The sequence below is a fragment of the Bacillus sp. ISO11 genome (assembly GCF_003458115.1).
Lineage (GTDB): Bacteria > Bacillota > Bacilli > Bacillales > Bacillaceae_G > Bacillus_A > Bacillus_A cereus.
In genome coordinates this window covers 1-1166 of the sequence record NZ_QXCO01000089.1, presented here as the reverse complement: position 1 = coordinate 1166, position 1166 = coordinate 1, and the positions used below count along the sequence as shown (strand labels likewise).

Here is a 1166-nt window from a genome sequence, read left to right as displayed (position 1 = left end):
ACCTTTATGCCAACTAATGTCGCTTTGTACTCGATGAATTGTGCTAAACGATGGAATGACCAAGTGTGTAGATTTTTTTCGTTTTTACGGCTTGTTCGTGCCGTCTGTCTAATGTTCGTTAGTTGCTCTAATCGAATGACAGAAATATTATTATCCGTTGCAAAATCAACGATTCCACGACTTACTTTGTGGTCTTGGTCTTGCATCCATCTTTGTTCTTTATCATCAAGTTGACGAAGGGCATTCAGTTTCTTAGCTTCTCCTAATTTCTTGCGAACACTGCGAAACTTACGTTTCATAAATTTATTTTGCCTACCGTTCCCGAAGAAACGAACTTTATCATCATCTGTGATAGCTACCGCAGGAACTTTGAGACCTAAGTCTACTCCTAAAATCTTTGTTCCCGTTTTTTCGTTTGTAGGAATCGTGACAGATATTTGAGCAATCCATTTAGCAGATTTCTTCGTGATACGAAGTGTACCTAACTTGTGCTTCAACAATTCGAAATTGCGATTATATTTGTCGATTAATAAAGCGCGAACCTTTAAACGAGTTGACTTTCCGTTTACCATAAACGGAATTGAAATGTGTGTGAAGTCAAATGAATAGTTTTGGTTATTCCATACACAAACAGGTCTTTTTAGAATCGGAACGATTTTGTATTTACTCTTTTTCACCTTTGTAGAAAACACACTTTTCGCATCTTTAATTGCTTGATTTTTCACCGCACTTGGGATATTGGCCTCAATATCCTTTGTACTTTTCTTCGTGCTTTTCTTTGCTTCAACCATTTCAGATACAAGAGCATTAATGACTTTTATATACTCGTGGCTACTTTGTTCCAATAGCATGATTTGTTCTTTTGTTGGAAGCAATTTAACTTTAACCGTGATGGTTTGTGGCACAAGTTTCACCCCCTCGTTTTTTGATTTTCCACATAATGTTTTATTGTCTCACTTGATACACTTCCAGCAGTAGAAACAAAATAAGAACGCGTCCATAGGCTCGGCAAGTGTTGAAGATGTGGAAACTCTTCTCTCAAACGTTTTGATGTCACTCCTTTAATTTTTGCCATTGTATCAGCAGGACTAAGTGTTGGTGGTGTATTTAAGAACAAGTGAACGTGGTCTTTGTCGCATTCCATTGCAACAATAGAAATATCCAAT

The 1166-nt window shown here is 37.1% G+C and carries 2 protein-coding genes; both read right to left on the bottom strand.

The window, feature by feature from the left end; all coding sequences use genetic code 11:
* Positions 1–905, bottom strand: a 905-nt coding sequence (locus D1166_RS30910) for an RNA-guided endonuclease TnpB family protein (RefSeq protein ID WP_098221122.1), incomplete at its 3' end; no start/stop codon positions are given.
* A gap of 5 nt (positions 906–910) precedes the next feature.
* The coding region (gene tnpA, locus D1166_RS30905; protein ID WP_118043550.1) for an IS200/IS605 family transposase at positions 911–1166 on the bottom strand (256 nt) is incomplete at its 5' end.